The sequence below is a fragment of the Paenibacillus liaoningensis genome (assembly GCF_059609455.1).
Genome location: NZ_JCAALU010000006.1, coordinates 106,519 through 120,661 on the forward strand (window position 1 = coordinate 106,519; position 14,143 = coordinate 120,661).

A 14,143-nucleotide genomic window follows, 5' to 3' on the forward strand; every position below is an offset into this window, starting at 1 on the left:
TATTTTATCATTCTGCGGAATCAGCCTGCAAATAGGGAACAGCCGCCCCCATATACCGTTCGTTTGGAACGTGGTTTTCCACTTCGTTTACGATCGTATTTCCTAGAGGGAACACCAGATTAAATACTTCATCTACACGTTCCACAGGAATGACCTTCAAACCTTTCAGATCAGCAAAAATGGCCTGCCAGTTTTCACGCGGAATAATGACCGTATCTGCCCCTGCCTGAAAAGCAGCCTCAACCTTCGCCAGCACGCCGCCTACAGGCTTGACGTCGCCATGGATGCCAACTTCCCCGGTCATCGCCAGCTTGTTGTCGATGGTCTCGTTTTTGATCGCTGAAGCAATTGCCGTCGCCATTGCAACCCCAGCAGACGGGCCATCAATCGGCGTTCCGCCAGGGAAGTTGATATGCAAGTCATAATCCTGCGGATTGAGACCATACCGGCGCAGCATCGTCAGAACGTTTTCGACAGAGCCTTTCGCCATGCTTTTGCGGCGCAGCGTACGCGAGCCTCCGCCAAGCTCTTCCTCCTCGACCACTCCAGTAATCGTATATTGCCCTTTGCCGCTGGCAGCTGGAATAGCACTGACCTCCACTTCGAGCAGCATGCCCATATTCGGGCCATAGACGGCAAGACCGTTGACAACGCCCACTTGCGGCGCCTCCGGCACCTTGCGCTCTGGACGCGGCGGAATTTGGCTGCTGTTCACAACCCATTCTACATCGGCTGCTGTAATGCGATCTCGTTTCTCGGACAAAGCAACGCCTGCGGCCAGCTGAATGACGTTTACCGCTTCACGGCCATTTGTCGCATAGCGCTGCACGACCTCTACTGCTTCAGGGCATGGGGAAAATCCAATTTTCCGAATCGCATTTTCGGCAATGGAGGAAATTTCACCAGCAAGCAGCGGACGAAAGAAAATTTCCATGCAGCGCGAGCGAATCGCGGGCGGCAGCTCCTGCGGCGAACGTGTCGTTGCACCGACAAGACGGAAATCGGCAGGCAGGCCATTTTGAAAAATATCATGGATATACGAAGGAATGTTAACGTCCTCGGAATTATAATAGGCGCTCTCCAAATACACTTTGCGATCTTCGAGCACTTTTAACAGCTTATTCATTTGGACGGGATGCAATTCTCCGATTTCGTCAATGAACAAAATACCGCCATGCGCCTTCGTTACAGCGCCAGCCTTCGGCTGAGGGATACCAGCAACGCCCATTGCCCCCGCGCCTTGATATATCGGATCGTGAACGGAACCAATCAAAGGATCTGCAATGCCGCGCTCATCAAATCTCGCAGTAGTTGCATCGATTTCCGTAAACTTCGCTTCAGGCAAAAACGGCGAGGACGCATTTTTCTTCGCTTCCTCCAGCACAACGCGAGCTGCCGCTGTTTTCCCGACGCCCGGCGGTCCATAAATAATGACATGCTGCGGATTTGCGCTGCACAGCGCGGCTTTGAGCGCGCGCAGGCCATCCAGCTGGCCAACGATATCCTGCATCGCCTGCGGCCTTGTCTTCTCGGCAAGCGGCTTCGTCAGCGAGATGGAACGCAGCTTGCGCAGCTTATCCATTTCCTTGCGGGACTCACGGTCAACCGCAGACCGATTCGTTTTTTGATTGCGCAGCAAATTCCAGAAATACAAACCGATAACCACTGCAAAAAACACTTGAATCAACATCAAAATAATACTTAAATTCATTTGTTACCCGCTCCTCTCAAAGGCACACTCCGGCAATAAAGTTCATAACTGGTAGTATTGCCTCATCAGGAGAAAAATAACCATCTATATAAGCGTAAACGGCGTTGCCTTCCGTTGGCGGCAACGCCCGTTTTGCACAGATATAGAAGCTGATTCAAGATGAAACGGCTGTCGCCATCCTTTGGCGGCGCGGCGAGTTTCATTCCGAGAAATTAAGAGAAGGTATCGCGCAATGCTATACTTTCCTTTATTTTCAAAAAAAACCGTGCCGTCGTTCACATGAACAACAGCACGGCCATGTTTATAAGGCAGGCGTATGATGCTTGCGGCCAGGAATTTCTCCTGTTTCTTCAAAAGCGTGAACGATAATATCAATTTCCTTCTTCAGCTCATTCAGCAGCTCAGCTTCCGGAACTTTGCGAACCAGCTCTCCGTAACGGAACAGCATCCCTTCGCCTCTAGCTCCTGCAATACCGATATCTGCTTCACGCGCTTCACCAGGACCATTGACGGCACAGCCAAGCACTGACACCTTGATCGGCACCTTGATTTTCGAAATATATTCCTCGACCTCATTGGCGATCGTGAACAAGTCAATATCAAGCCGTCCGCAAGTTGGACAGGAGACGAGCGTTGCCGCATTCGTAATAAGTCCAAATGTTTTCAGCAGCTCGCGAGCTACCTTTACTTCTTCCACAGGATCAGCACTTAGACTAATACGCAGCGTATTGCCGATGCCAAGCGTCAGCAGCGCGCCAATGCCAGCAGCACTTTTGATCGTGCCCGTATGCAGTGTGCCTGCTTCCGTAATGCCAAGGTGAAGCGGGTAACGGATCTTCTCCGCAGCCATCTTGTAAGCAGCAATAGCCATCGGAACGTCAGAAGCTTTGAGCGACACAATAATATCGTGGAAATCCAGCTCCTCCAAAATGCCAATGTGGAACAAAGCGCTCTCCACCATTGCTTCAGGCGTCGGATAGCCGTATTTCTCCAGCAAATGATTTTCTAAGGAGCCTGCATTTACACCGATACGAATCGGAATGCCTTTTTCCTTGCAAGCTTTCACGACCGCTTCAACACGCTCGCGGCGGCCGATATTGCCGGGATTGATTCTAACCTTGTCAATGCCGTTTTCAATTGCAGCAAGCGCGAGCCTATAATCAAAATGGATATCGGCAACAAGAGGAATATGAATCCGCTTCTTTATTTCCTTAATCGCTTCCGCCGCTTCCTTATTGTTGACGGTCACGCGAACGACCTGACAGCCCGCTTCCTCGAGCCGAAGTATTTCCGCAACAGTTGCCTCTACGTCTGCCGTTTTGGTCGTGCACATACTTTGAATGATGACTTCGTCGCTGCCGCCAATCGTCAAGTTGCCGACTTTGACAGGCACCGTATCTTTACGTGTGTACATACAGTGATCTCTCCCATGAACGTCAAAGTCCACCCTCTTGATGCGAGCTATGAAGCCGCCCAGCGGGTGGAACAGTGACGGTGATGAATATTATTTAGGCGCTTTCTTCCTTCTTCTTGCCCTTCTTCGCAGTCAGCTCAGGCATAATTTTGTCCCGAACAGCCTGCTCCGTAACGAGGCAAGTGTTGACATCATCGCGCGATGGAATTTCATACATCACATCAAGCATAATGCCCTCAATAATGGCACGAAGGCCGCGGGCACCTGTATTGCGCTTGATTGCTTCCTTAGCGATCGCTTCCAAAGCGCCTTCTTCGAAGTCCAATTTTACATTGTCCATCTCCAGCAGCTTCTGGTATTGCTTAACGAGCGCATTTTTAGGTTCGGACAAAATCCGTACCAAAGCCGGCTCATCAAGCGGCTCCAAAGTCGAGATAACAGGCAGACGGCCGACAAACTCGGGGATAAGACCGAATTTGAGCAAATCTTCCGGCAGTACCATCGACAAGTATTCGCCTGCTTTCAAATCCTTCTGTACTTCGCCAGTAGAATTGAAGCCGATCACTTTTTTGCCGATACGACGTTTGATTAGCTGCTCCAGCCCATCGAAGGCACCGCCGCAAATAAACAAAATGTTCGTCGTATCAATTTGGATGAACTCTTGATGTGGATGCTTGCGTCCGCCTTGTGGCGGTACAGAGGCTACCGTGCCTTCAAGAATTTTCAGCAGGGCTTGCTGAACGCCTTCACCCGATACATCGCGTGTAATTGAAGGGTTCTCGGATTTACGAGCAACCTTATCAATTTCATCGATATAAATAATGCCGCGCTCCGCTTTCTCAACGTCATAGTCTGCCGCCTGAATAAGCTTGAGCAAAATGTTCTCAACGTCCTCGCCCACATAACCCGCTTCAGTAAGCGAGGTTGCATCAGCAATTGCGAATGGAACGTTCAAAATTTTAGCCATTGTCTGCGCCAGCAGCGTTTTACCCGAGCCTGTAGGGCCAACGAGCAAAATGTTACTCTTTTGCAGTTCAACGTCTTCGATTTTGCTTTGAGAATTTACGCGCTTGTAGTGGTTGTAAACAGCAACTGCAAGCGACTTCTTAGCAAATTCCTGTCCGATCACATAGGAATCAAGAATACCGCGAATATCTTGCGGCTTCGGAATGTCTTTCAGGTCCAGCTCTTCTTCATGACCTAGCTCTTCCTCTACAATCTCCGTGCAGAGCTCGATACATTCATCGCATATATAGACGCCGGGACCGGCAACCAATTTACGCACTTGCTCCTGCGATTTGCCGCAGAATGAGCATTTCAACTGGCCCTTCTCATCGTTGAATTTAAACATGGAATCACCCCTTCATCAAAATCTTATATCGGCGTGGTAATAACCTTGTCGATCAAGCCGTATTCCAACGCTTCCTGCGCACTAAGAAAATAATCGCGATCTGTATCGCGGTCGATTTTATCATAGGGCTGACCGGTACGCTCCACATAAATATTATTCAGCTTATGCTTCGTTTTAAGAATCCAGTCGGCATGAATTTTAATATCCGTAGCCTGACCTCTTACGCCGCCAAGCGGCTGATGAATCATAACTTCGCTGTTAGGCAGCGCAAAACGCTTGCCCTTGGCTCCCGCTGTCAGCAGAAGGGAACCCATGCTCGCAGCCATACCTACACAAATCGTAGACACGTCCGGCTTAATATATTGCATCGTATCAAAAATGCCCATGCCAGCCGTTACAGAACCGCCAGGGGAATTGATGTACAGATGGATGTCTTTCTCAGGATCGTCGGCCGTTAGAAAAAGCAGCTGTGCAATGATGGAGTTTGCAACATCGTCATCAATCGCACTTCCGAGAAAAATAATTCTGTCCTTGAGCAAACGCGAGTAAATATCGTAAGACCTCTCCCCGCGATTCGTTTGTTCGACTACGATAGGTACCAGATTCATCCGACCAACCTCTTTTCGTTTATGGCTTAATTTCCAACTTTATTGTAACACGCCAAAAGCTCACTGTCATTTTTCACTACTACCTTATGCGAACGGCGATGCTTGATATGTACGGAGAACTGCCCCGCGCTTGGTTGTACCATTATGTAGTTTGAAAATAAGGCACGTGGGTAGACGTGCCTTATTCTCAAGTTAATGCTTATATTCAGTTGATTGATTAAGCTTCCTGAGCCGCTTCAACAATCTTGCTGTTGTCATTCAGGAACTTGATTGTTTTGCGAAGTTGAACATCTTGCTTCAGGCTGTCAATGTTGCCGTTCTTCGTGAAAAGTTCACGAAGCTCTTCAACTGGACGGTTGTAAGAAGTCGACAGCGTTTCAAGCTCAGCTGTCAAATCCTCGTCTGTAATCTCGATGTTTTCTGCTTTAGCAATCGCTTCAAGAACCAGGTTGTTGCGAACGCGTTTAGCTGCATCGCCTGCCATTTGCTCACGAAGCACGGACTCGTCTTGGCCAGAGAACTGGTAGTACAGGTCCAGCGTCATGCCTTGCATGCGAAGACGGTTTTCGAAATCGCGAAGCATGAAATCCACTTCCGTATCAACCATTGGCTGTGGAATTTCCACTTGCGCAGCTTCGCTTGCTTTTTCAACGAGTTGAACTTCAAGCAATTGCTCTGCATCTTTAGCTTTCTTTTCTTTCAGCTTGCCAGCAAGATCTTGCTTGTACTCTTCAAGCGTATCAAATTCGCTGACATCTTTAGCGAACTCATCGTCAAGAGCAGGCAGGCTTTTGCGTTTGATTTCGTGCAGCTTCACTTTGAAAATCGCTTGCTTACCAGCAAGGTTCTCAGCGTGGTACGCTTCCGGGAAAGTCACTTCAACATCTTTAAAGTCGCCGATTTGCATGCCAACGACTTGATCTTCAAAGCCTGGAATGAACGAATTCGAGCCTAGCTCAAGCGAATAGCCTTCGCTTTTGCCGCCTTCGAACTGCTCGCCATCTACATAACCATCAAAATCAATGACAGTTGTATCGCCGTTCTCAGCTGGACCTTCTTCAAGAACAGTCAGCTCAGCATGACGTTGCTGCAGGCGCTCCAGTTCAGCAGCGATTTCTTCTTCGCTAACTTCTGTGCTTGCAGCTGTAACTTCAAGGCCTTTGTACTCGCCAAGCTCAACTTCTGGCTTAACGATAACTTTAGCTTTGAATTTGAACGTTTGGCCTTTGCCAAATTGTTCAACATCGATTTCAGGACGGTCAACCGGCTGAAGATCGTTTTCTTCGATTGCGTTTGTGTAAGCTTCAGGCAGCAAAATGTCGATTGCATCCTGATAAAGGCTCTCTACGCCAAAGCGCGATTCGAACATGCCCCGTGGAACTTTACCTTTACGGAATCCAGGAACGTTAACCTTTTGAACGACTTTCTTAAACGCCTCATCCAGTGCTACTGCTACTTTCTCAGCACCAACCTCAACATCGATGGATACGATGTTCTTGTCTATTTTTTCCCAAGTTGCTTTCATTTTATGCTTTCCCCTCCAAAAATACGCATACATCCGTAGATTTCACGTTTCATAAACCATTCTATTATAATAGTATTGAGCTTTTTTATCAAGGCTCGGGATCTTCATCCCCTGGCTGCGGTACAACGGCTACCTGACGAAGCGTCCGGCAAGCCTGTTCGTAACGGAATCTAAGTGCTTCTGTAATGCCGTATGTATCTCGAATATCATCATCATTGACGGTGCCATATACGGTAATTAACAAAGTCTGGTGCAGCGCTCCTGCGTAGCAATCCACCGTCTCCTCATCATCCCGCAGCATCCAAGTGTAAGCGGTCGTGCCGTATAAAAATTGCAAGCTATCTTTCCACAACTCTCTTGCAAAATGTGGAAGCGATGGATCATCCGCCTCCGTAATGCTTTCCACGCGCTCCAAAATGCGATTGACAGGCTGCGGGAAATCATCCATTGCAAGCGGCGTTGCCTCAATCTCAAGCTCTACTTGCTCGCCTAGCCTGTCCATAACAAGCCGTCCGGTCGCTCCTCGCTTGCGCAAGCATTGCAGCGCCTTGAACTGCACGATAGGATGAACGTCTGACGCCGTAGTGAGCCACTGTGAAATGATGTCATCCACCTCGGTTGCCCGAATGAATACCGCCCGCTCCAGCGCCAAAATCTGCTGATCAATCATCGGGTGATGCTTCATAATGTAGAGCACCTGTTTCACATAGCCTTCATCCTGCTCAGCAGGATTGAGCAGATCTTCACGTATCGCTTGCTCATCCGCTTCCTGCTCTGCTGGATTCATCGCGTCCTCTTCACCTGGCACGCGATATTCCGGAAAAGCCATGTCTAGCCAGGAAAGCAAGCTTTCCCATTCCTCATAGTGGCGCTCGTCCTCACCTTTGCAGGAAAGCAGGAACTGCAGCAGCCGCTTGGCTTCACCGTATTGCTCGGCTTCAAGCATCCGGGTCAATTGAATTTGATACTGATCCAACATTCGCGGGAACAAATACACGTTTTTTCCTGTGCCTTCATTATGCGAGTCATTGGGAGTTGTAATGGTACCACCACCTTGTCGGTCAAACTCCAGCTTCGTCTGTCCATTGCTTGCGATAGATTATACCATGGAAGCGAGCAATATAAAAATATACGTTTATCCGGCAGCATAATTTCAAAAAAAGCTTGCCCTGCTCATTGAAAATGTGTATATTAATTCATGTGGCTTTTTTACCCAACTGATTTCAAACAGAAACATGAAATTGCCTATTGCGTAAATGCAGGCCGCCATGCTATACTCATTCTTACGTGTCCCAGTAGCTCAGCTGGATAGAGCAACGCCCTTCTAAGGCGTCGGTCGGGAGTTCGAATCTCTCCTGGGACGTACTTCAATTCCATTTATTTCAATTAGATAAAGCAACGAAAGCACACCGTTTTTCAAAAATGTGCGCTTTCGCTGCTTTTTTATTTGGAATTTAAACAAAAGAGTGGCTTCTCAATTTGAGAAGCCACTCTTTTGTTTTTAATACTTGTAGCTCTTACGAATACATTAAATCCGAATGCTTTCTAGATCTTCATCCCCGTAAATATCTAATGAGTAATACATTCTCTTTTCTTTATAATCGAACATTCCGAAAATAAAATTATGGAATACGCGGTACCCCGTTCCTTCTCTTTCAATGGATTCGACAGGGTAAGCGCTAGGATAGGTTTTTGAATACGTATCGAGGTATAAACCGACGGCTGCTTTTTCAACATTTAAGTTATCGTGCAGTTCTTCCGCAATATAATACATCAGATCCGGTATAACCATATCATCCTTTTTTTGCATTTTCATCAGGCTGGAATAATCAGCAGCATCCGTAATGATTCCACCAATTACAATGCCCTTGGTATCCTCAGAATACGAAACAAACCAAGTGAACTCAAGATCTAAACCATCCTGGGTCAAGTAGCTATACTCATCATTCAGAAAATTTTCAATTTGCTTTACCGTTGCAGCTTGAGCACTTCCAGACGTTGTTTCTCCTGGTGCTGCCGCAGTATAAGATTTAGATTGCTGAGGCTTCTTCAAAAATGTGCTTACATCAGTAGATGGAATTGCTAAATTAATGGCCGCAGAGCTTTCTACAAGCGCAGTTGTAATGCCCACCAGCTCGCCTCTCAAATTAAATAAAGCCCCGCCGCTGCTGCCATGATCGATAGGCGTAGAAATTTGAATATAATTTTGACCGTCGACCGTTCTGCTCTTCGAACTAACCACGCCGGAAGTAAGAGAATTAGTAAAGCCTAGCGGCGATCCGATCGCCACGACCGATTCGCCCAGTTTCAGCTTGGAGGAATCACCAATCGTAACGGTTGGCAAGTTCAAATTAGACGAATCTATTTTAATCAAAGCCAGATCTCTATCCTTATCAGCATTCAAAACAGTGCTGGATACATATTTTGCTTCATCACTTGTATAAATGACCGCTTTATGAGCACCTTCGATAACATGATAATTCGTTATAATTTCACCTTTTGCACCGACAATTACGCCGCTGCCGCTTGCGATTGCTTGATTATTTTGATCGACTACCTCAATATACACAACCCGGTCGGACAGCTCGCCTATTTGCTCAATCGTCATATCCCCCGTTTTCGCAGGATCGGTTGGGGTTGGGGTAGGTGCCGGCGTAGTGGTCGGAGCAGGCGTTTCCGTCGTTGGCGCCGTTGCATTTCCAGCATTCAAATATATTTTTTTGCTTTTCACTTCAATGCCATAGCCTAACGTTTCACTTACAAAACGAAGCGGCACATACGTTACACCCGATATCGCCTTAGGTGCCACATTTAATTTAAAGGATGCCCCATTTGAATAAGCTATCGGATTATTGATCGTTAAAATAATTTCTGTGCTATCTTTTTTGGCATTGATCGTTTTGGTTTTGCCATTGTAGCTAATCGTTGCCCCTAAAGCTTCAAATAAATTGCGGAAGGGCACTAGCGTCGTGCCTTCACTAACAAATGGAGAATTGCTGAATGTCAGCTCTGTACCATCCAAATATACTTTCCATTTCCCTTCTGCTGCATAACTTGTTGTAGCACTTGGAATAAATAACGAAATCATAAGGATAAAAAATACTATTTTCTTCACTTCAAACATCCCTTCAGTTTATATGCTTCCTGCTTATTGAAGTATATTACAACATAGCTATGTAAGTAAAAGATTAATTTTTAAAATAAAAATATTTTTACGAAATTATAGCATTCATTATCCACACGGAAAAAGAAAAGACACCACTTCTTCCCCAATTAACAGGAGAAATGGCGTCTTTAATTCCTAATCATTCAATTATAGCAACGATTTACTACTGTCTTTCAACGGTAAAGCCATCTTTCTCAAGCACCGTCACGATACCGTCAGGGCCCAACATATGCAATGCTCCTACTACTACAAAATAGGTCGATTTATCAGTGCCGTTCAAAAACCCTTTTACTTGATCCGTCATGCCTTTATTGCGGTCTTTAATCAAAGCATTGTAATATTCAGGCTCTTTGGCAACTTCTTCTGTCATTGAAACGAGTACATCATCGCTGCCGCTTACCCACATATCCGTTAAAGCATCAATGCCTGTAGGCTCCGAAGGTGCTTGCTGGCTTACTGCATCTAGAGCTTCAACCAGCTGCTTCTCCTGCAATGCATCAGAAAAACGATCAAACATCGACAACTGGCCTTCTGCTGTCTCAAGGGAAATGACAGGGACATTCGCTTTATTCGCTTTTTCTGTAAAATAAAGATCTATGCCATTGCTAGTCTCATAGCCAGTACCCTGCATTTGCAGCGCAGCAATAGTTTGTGTTACTGCCCAAGGCTTATAAGGATCAAATGCATTTTCCTTTAATTTATTAGCCTTCAACAAGGCAACGATTTTCGCATACGTTTCAGCCGAGACATGATCCTTCAGCGTCGTGCCATCGGAGTAAGTACCCAGTTTGTTTGCATAAGTTTGCAATGCAGTTGCATCCAGCTTAGTCAAGTCTACTTCTACTGCGAGATGCTGTGCGGTTTTGAATGCCTCTTCAATTTCCGGGCGAAGCGGATACATGCTGTCTTTCGCCACGTGAATCGAACCAAGCAAGTAAACGGTATTGCCGTTCTTTTCTACTTTCCACAGGAAGCCTTTGCTGCCTTCGGCATTGACCTTAACTGTGAACGTAATCGTGCGAAGCGCTTTGCTCCAGTCTACTTGATAGCCAGCTGCCTCACCAATGAAACGAAGCGGAATGTACGTTACATTTTTGATTGTTTTTGGAGCCACTTCAAGCTGTTTTTTCTCGCCGTTGACCGTAGCCGTTTTGTTGCCAATTTGCAGCGACAGGTCTACGCCCTCTTTGGTAGCGGTTACCGTTTGGGTGCTTTTATTCCACACGACCTTCGCATCAAGCTCTTCCAAAATCGGACGCATTGGCACGAGCGTGCTGCCCTTCTCAATAACAGGCTCGAAATTGTCAAATTTGACTTCGTTGCCATTAATAACGACGCTTATTGGCTTCTCAGCCGCATGTACAGGAGTAAACAGGGAAAAAGCTACAAATAATGACATGATTAAAGCACTAATTTTTTTCATTTGGACTCCTTATAAAACCGTATTGGTAGAGAAGAATGCTGCTTGCCCGTTGTAAAAGCCTAAAAGCCCCCTTTCACACTTTTACATTCCATCCCTCTTGGTAAGTTTACCCTCTTCACCCACAGGTTTCAATACCCGCCACCGCTGCGTTTTTCAATTAAATCCATATTTAAAGCCTATGGTTTTCTTGAAAAATAAAAAGCGAATGCTTACCGCATTGTACACGCCTTAACCATTCGCTTATTGGCGAATCCGTAAGGCGAAGCAGTAAAGCATTCGCTATCAGGTTATTAAAATGTTCGCATACAGCTTTTGGCTAGCTAACGTCAAAAATAGCTTATCTTTGATTGCCGCGACGTTTGCCAGTCGGATTATTTTGCGCATCATGCTTAGGATTTTTATCGACGACCTGCTCGGCAAACTTTGGGTTTACGTCAAATTTCAAGCTTTTATCCTTAGGTGATTGACTCATCTTCTGCTCCCCCTCCCATTGTCGCCTCATGAAGCGGCAGTCCCATCTGCTCGATATGACGTTTCGTTGATTCTGTGCCATACTCATGCAGAAGCTGATAAATTTGGACAATTAAAGAATCGTAGCCGTAGTTCATTTCTTCATCACTAGCTGGGCTGAACGGCGTTTTGGCAAAATGGAACGTCTGCAATTCATCCATGCTCGAAAGCTCCTCAAATAGCTCCTGCAAGCGGATAAACTCCCGTTCGTTCGCCATAATCTCCAGCTCGTAGGCTGCTGCGCCTTGATCCTCAAGAATTTGCCCAGCCTGGACGGATACATAATATTTTCGGCGGGTTTGATCCAATCCATCGCCTTGTCTCATTTGCAAGCTGACACTCCCTTCCGAATTTATGCCGCAAACACAGCTGCTTGCCGCGCCGCCATCCCTAGCTTCCCCAGATGGACAGACATTTTATGCCTTTTTTCAGCATATGACTATTATTATCGCGACTGGAGTCCTGCAGAAGAGAGGGATGAGGGCAATGTGTGGAATAACCGGCTGGATTGATTGGACGCGCGATCTAACCCATGACAGCAGCACTTTGGAAAAAATGACAAAAACATTGGAGCTTCGCGGGCCTGACGCCTCAGGCACTTGGATATCAGCGCATTGTGCGCTTGGACACCGGCGGCTTAGTGTCATCGATCCGGAAAATGGCGCCCAGCCAATGATTCGGCGCACTGAAGACGATGATCTATTTGTCATCGTCTATAATGGCGAATTATACAACGCAGGTGAGCTGCGCAAGGAATTGGAGGCTGCTGGAAGCAAATTTACAACGACCTGCGATACAGAGGTGCTGCTCCTTGCTTTTATGCATTGGGGCAAAGCTTGCGTCGAACGGTTTAATGGCATATTCGCCTTCGCAATATGGAATGTGGAAGAGCAGGAGCTTTTTTTGGCTCGCGACAGACTTGGCGTCAAGCCCTTGTTCATTAGTCAAGCCAGCGGGCTGTTTTTATTCGGCTCAGAACCAAAGGCCATTTTAGCACATCCTGACGTGCTGCCGGAGGTCGGTGCAGAAGGGCTTGCTGAGCTGTTTATACTTGGTCCTGCACGGACGCCAGGCCATGGCGTCTATAAGCATATTACCGAGCTGCTGCCAGCCGAGTGCATGACCGTGTCACAGGCGGGCATCCGCAAAGCGAAATATTGGAGCCTTGAAAGCTCCCCACATACGGAAAACGTTCAAGAAACGGCCGAGCATGTCCGCGACCTGCTCCGTGATACGACCGAGCGCCAGCTCGTATCGGATGTACCGGTGTGCACACTGCTGTCTGGCGGGCTGGATTCCAGCGCCTTGACGACGCTTGCCGTGCAATATTACGAGCAGACCGGGCAAGGGAACGTTCATACGTTTTCGGTCGATTATGCGGATAATGCCAAGCATTTTAAAGCTCATGCGTTTCAGCCAAACAGCGACGCCCCTTGGATCGAGCGTATGACCACCTACCTCGATACCGTCCATCATTCGGTGCAGTTTGATACGCCGGAGCTGGTAGCCGCTTTGCGGGATGCCACCTTCGCCCGTGACCTGCCAGGCATGGCAGACGTCGATGCTTCGCTGCTTTTGTTTTGCCGTGAAATTAAAAAAGAAGCGACCGTCGCCATTTCTGGTGAGGCGGCCGATGAAATTTTTGGCGGCTATCCATGGTTCCACCGCGAGGATGCGCTGAACGCGTCCACCTTCCCATGGTCGCTCGCCTCAGATATGCGCTCCAGCCTGCTCGCCCCGGATGTAGAAAAATGGATTAAACCGCTCGATTATATCGGCGACCGCTACGCCCAAGCGGTAGCAGAGGTGCCCCATCTGGACGGCGAAAGTGAGGCTGTACGCAAAATGCGGCAAATGTCTTACCTCAACATTACCCGCTTTATGCCAACGCTGCTGGATCGGAAGGATCGGATGAGCATGGCTGCCGGACTGGAAGTCCGGGTGCCATTTTGCGACCATCGCCTCGTACAGTATGTATGGAACATTCCCTGGGATATTAAAACATCTGGGGACCGTGAAAAAGGCATTTTACGCAAGGCGCTCCGCGGCGTATTGCCAGATGATGTGCTCACTCGCAAAAAAAGTCCGTATCCGAAGACGCATAATCCGAATTATTTGGCCGCTGTCAAAGGGCTGCTGCTTGACCTATTAAACGACTCCTCCTCCCCGTTGCTCCCGCTCATTGATGTCAAAAAAGTGCGCGAGCTCGCCGAGTCTGCTGACGCCAGCTCCAATATCCCCTGGTTCGGCCAATTAATGTCTGGCCCCCAGTTGTTCGCTTACTTGTATCAAATGAATCTGTGGCTGAAGGAGTACAGCATTCGTATTAAATGATGCTACCATTGTCGAATGGCTGGTTTATTGTATAATTAGAGCAGCGAATGTTACAAAATGTGGAACCATTGTTGGCTGCATCCTTTCATTCGTGAATTCAA

11 protein-coding genes and 1 tRNA gene are annotated in these 14,143 nt (G+C 47.3%); 2 read left to right on the forward strand and 10 right to left on the reverse strand.

Annotation, left to right across the window (positions count from 1 at the left end):
* Nucleotides 1–7: 7 nt before the first annotated feature.
* The 6 genes from lonB to AC6B99_RS10080 form a co-directional block, all read right to left on the reverse strand.
* Entirely contained in the window at nucleotides 8–1,711 is a 1,704-nt protein-coding gene (gene lonB, locus AC6B99_RS10055) for an ATP-dependent protease LonB (RefSeq protein WP_056039871.1), read from the reverse strand.
* 301 nt (nucleotides 1,712–2,012) lie between these two features.
* Nucleotides 2,013–3,125, reverse strand: coding sequence for a flavodoxin-dependent (E)-4-hydroxy-3-methylbut-2-enyl-diphosphate synthase (ispG, locus tag AC6B99_RS10060; RefSeq protein WP_056039869.1), 1,113 nt, complete (start codon nucleotides 3,123–3,125; stop codon nucleotides 2,013–2,015).
* 94 nt (nucleotides 3,126–3,219) lie between these two features.
* Complete coding sequence (clpX, locus tag AC6B99_RS10065; protein ID WP_046229405.1) at nucleotides 3,220–4,476, reverse strand: ATP-dependent protease ATP-binding subunit ClpX; 1,257 nt, start codon at nucleotides 4,474–4,476, stop codon at nucleotides 3,220–3,222.
* A 23-nt stretch (nucleotides 4,477–4,499) separates the two neighbouring features.
* Nucleotides 4,500–5,084 (reverse strand): ATP-dependent Clp endopeptidase proteolytic subunit ClpP, encoded by a 585-nt coding sequence (gene clpP / locus AC6B99_RS10070; RefSeq protein WP_056039867.1) that lies wholly within the window; start codon nucleotides 5,082–5,084, stop codon nucleotides 4,500–4,502.
* Between the two features lie 217 nt (nucleotides 5,085–5,301).
* Nucleotides 5,302–6,609: a trigger factor gene (gene tig, locus AC6B99_RS10075; protein ID WP_056039866.1), complete on the reverse strand. Its 1,308-nt coding sequence runs from the start codon at nucleotides 6,607–6,609 to the stop codon at nucleotides 5,302–5,304.
* An 88-nt stretch (nucleotides 6,610–6,697) separates the two neighbouring features.
* The gene (locus AC6B99_RS10080) at nucleotides 6,698–7,606 is read right to left on the reverse strand and encodes a hypothetical protein (protein WP_442952548.1); all 909 of its coding nucleotides are present in this window, start codon (nucleotides 7,604–7,606) and stop codon (nucleotides 6,698–6,700) included.
* Between the two features lie 292 nt (nucleotides 7,607–7,898).
* Between AC6B99_RS10080 and AC6B99_RS10085 the strand changes: the two genes are divergently transcribed.
* Nucleotides 7,899–7,972: transfer RNA gene (locus AC6B99_RS10085), tRNA-Arg, on the forward strand.
* Between the two features lie 165 nt (nucleotides 7,973–8,137).
* Here the strand turns inward: AC6B99_RS10085 and AC6B99_RS10090 are convergent.
* The 4 genes from AC6B99_RS10090 to AC6B99_RS10105 form a co-directional block, all read right to left on the reverse strand.
* Complete coding sequence (locus tag AC6B99_RS10090) at nucleotides 8,138–9,724, reverse strand: trypsin-like peptidase domain-containing protein (protein WP_494882761.1); 1,587 nt, start codon at nucleotides 9,722–9,724, stop codon at nucleotides 8,138–8,140.
* Nucleotides 9,725–9,938: 214 nt separating this feature from the next.
* On the reverse strand, nucleotides 9,939–11,198 hold the full coding sequence (locus tag AC6B99_RS10095; RefSeq protein WP_496663289.1) for a TraB/GumN family protein: 1,260 nt from the start codon (nucleotides 11,196–11,198) through the stop codon (nucleotides 9,939–9,941).
* A gap of 337 nt (nucleotides 11,199–11,535) precedes the next feature.
* On the reverse strand, nucleotides 11,536–11,670 hold the full coding sequence (locus tag AC6B99_RS10100; protein WP_257790761.1) for a hypothetical protein: 135 nt from the start codon (nucleotides 11,668–11,670) through the stop codon (nucleotides 11,536–11,538).
* Nucleotides 11,654–12,034, reverse strand: a complete 381-nt coding sequence (locus AC6B99_RS10105) for a hypothetical protein (protein WP_056039857.1) — start codon at nucleotides 12,032–12,034, stop codon at nucleotides 11,654–11,656. Before AC6B99_RS10105 ends, AC6B99_RS10100 begins: the two co-directional genes overlap by 17 nt.
* A gap of 160 nt (nucleotides 12,035–12,194) precedes the next feature.
* Here AC6B99_RS10105 and asnB point away from each other — a divergent pair, with 160 nt between their 5' ends.
* A complete protein-coding gene (gene asnB / locus AC6B99_RS10110; protein ID WP_496663290.1) occupies nucleotides 12,195–14,042 on the forward strand; it encodes an asparagine synthase (glutamine-hydrolyzing) in 1,848 nt (615 codons plus the stop codon).
* The last annotated feature ends 101 nt before the right edge of the window (nucleotides 14,043–14,143 follow it).